Origin of the sequence: Haladaptatus sp. (assembly GCF_049589095.1) — an archaeon.
Classification (GTDB): Archaea; Halobacteriota; Halobacteria; order Halobacteriales; family Haladaptataceae; genus Haladaptatus.
Genome location: NZ_JBAWAC010000638.1, coordinates 1 through 2,231, shown reverse-complemented (window position 1 = coordinate 2,231; position 2,231 = coordinate 1). Strand labels below are relative to the sequence as shown.

General features: G+C 54.7%; 2 protein-coding genes. Both read left to right on the top strand.

Annotated elements, in window-relative coordinates:
- Positions 1–96: 96 nt before the first annotated feature.
- The gene (locus tag WBV42_RS20215) at positions 97–1,524 is read left to right on the top strand and encodes an O-antigen ligase family protein (protein ID WP_423987628.1); all 1,428 of its coding nucleotides are present in this window, start codon (positions 97–99) and stop codon (positions 1,522–1,524) included.
- Positions 1,525–1,907: 383 nt separating this feature from the next.
- Positions 1,908–2,231: undecaprenyl-diphosphate phosphatase (locus tag WBV42_RS20210; protein ID WP_423987627.1), on the top strand; the 324-nt coding region annotated here is incomplete at its 3' end.

Genomic DNA, 2,231 nt, shown 5'->3' with positions numbered 1-2,231 from the left:
GTCATGTTTAGTTCTTCCTAAGTTATACAAAAAGACAAAGAAATACTCTTTTTATGCTATGGTTCAACGGTAGTACCGATAGCGAGGATCAAACCAATGAGTATCCGTAACCAACGAACGACCTCTGTCTCCCTGAATCCCCTTACCGACGAGTTTCAACCGATCGCCCTGCTCCAACTGCTTTTGATACCGCTCCTCTTCGTCGCGGTTCTCCTTCGCGTGCCGAACGCACCCGAACAGTACGGATCGTTCCATATCGACATGCTCTATCTCTACCTCGCTCCGGTTTTGTTGCTCATGTACAGTTATTACAACCGGGACCGGAACTTGTGGCTACACGTCGCGCAAGTGTCCGTACTGATACTGCTGACGTTCGTCCTCCTGCGACAACACAACAAGTACATCCCGCCGGATGGACGGACCTTCCAGGTCGCATTCGTCTTCTTACTGTACGTTCTGTATCCGATTCTCGGCCATCGCCTCGTGGAGTTCGTTCGAAGTCGGGCGCTGTTCATCGGCGCGTATTCGGTGTTGCTCGGGGTGTACTTCTATCACGTCAACGAGATGAGTGCCGGGTCGACGAAGGCATCGTTCGTCGTATACGTGGCGCTCGTCTTCGGACTGAGCCTCTTTTTCCTGCCGAGATACGTCAATCGTGACGTCTTCCTGTGGGCCGTATCGCTCATCTCCGCGTTCGCCGCCGTGGTGGGTATTCCGGCGTACGTGGTCGGGGACTACCAACTGTCGTGGCTGCAAATCCAACTGTATCATGCGACGTTCGACCTCCCGCTGTTCGGTCAAACCCATTTCCTCCAGTCGATATTCTCGAACCCGAACACCACCGGAATCGTCGCGTTCGCGGGCGCGTTCGGAGCGCTCGTGTTGGCGAGCGATTCCGTACGATACAGACGGTACGTCGCGGCCTCGATGGCGATACCGCTATTGCTGTTGAACGTCCTTGCCCTCGTCCTCTCTTACTCCCGGTCGTCGTGGCTCGCGTTCGGCCTGGCATCGGTCATCTACGTCGGATACCTGGCTTTCGACCGTCGAAGTCTCCCGTTCACCGTCGTCGGTTTGGGGGTGATGACGGTCCTGTTCATCGGTGGAATCTTCCTGTCGATAGTGCCGATAGACACGAACGGTCGATTCGTCCTCTGGAAAGCCGGCGTTCAGGCCGTCTACCACGCTCCGTCACCGCTCGGATACGGGGTCGTCAACACGCACGACGTCATTGCCCCGTTCATCTCCGTCGAGAGGATTCGCGGACACTCCCCGCACAACTCCTACGTCGAGATATTCCTCCAGGTCGGTGTGGTTGGCGGCCTCGCGTACCTCACACTCGTCGGGGGAAGCATCCTCGAAGGAATCGTCCGTCGGGACAGCGTCGACGTTGCGATGCTCGCGTTCGCGTTCGGATTCGCGGTCCATCAGTTGTTCGAAGCGTACTCGCTGTTCAACGTTGCTATCGGATCGGTCCTCTCGGCGCTCGTGTTCGGCTATCTCATCTGCGGCTATCGAGACTGAGCGAATTCATACCACGACCTGGTTTATCCGATACTTCTTCGAAACCAACACCAAATCGTGATTGGCAAAAATATGAGAGTAATCGAAACATTTCGGCCCACAGGAACAGGGTACCGAAAGGAGGAATGCGGTCCAGAAACCGGCGAATTCTGGGATTTCTAACTTGGGGCCTGCGATCGCCATCTATAGTATCAATTTTCTCTCACAGACTTATTCATTGTGGGGTTAACATGGACAGTCATTAAGTAGACAGACAGTACGCTCGATTCACGCCGGTGTTTTTATTGGTCACAAATTCAGTATATCATCGCGTCCCGTCGTCGAACTAACGGGAAACGGCAGAAACCGAATCGCCTATGTTCCTCGCGAAATATTCCCACCTAATGGTCGATACCTCCCTCGTAGTCGCGTTTGTAACGGGTGTTTTGCAGGGAATTTTCGAATGGCTACCGATATCGAGCGAGGGCAACATCACTCTGTTTCGACGTGCGATGGGAAAACAACCGGAAGCGGCACTTCAGTTTTCACTCTTTCTACACCTCGGAACGGCTATCGCGGCGACCGTGTACTATCGTGACGAGATCCAACGCGTCCTCGAATCGCTTCCGGCGTGGCGTCCGCGTTCGGCGTTCGATGAGCAACAAGCCGAACTGTCGTTCATCGTCGTCGCGATGCTCGCGTCGGGTATCGTCGGTATCCTCGCGTAC

What these genes read in the sequence shown, in the direction of transcription:
- WBV42_RS20215 (WP_423987628.1), top strand. Translation starts at nt 97, where the DNA reads ATGAGTATCCGTAACCAACGAACGACCTCTGTCTCCCTGAATCCCCTT.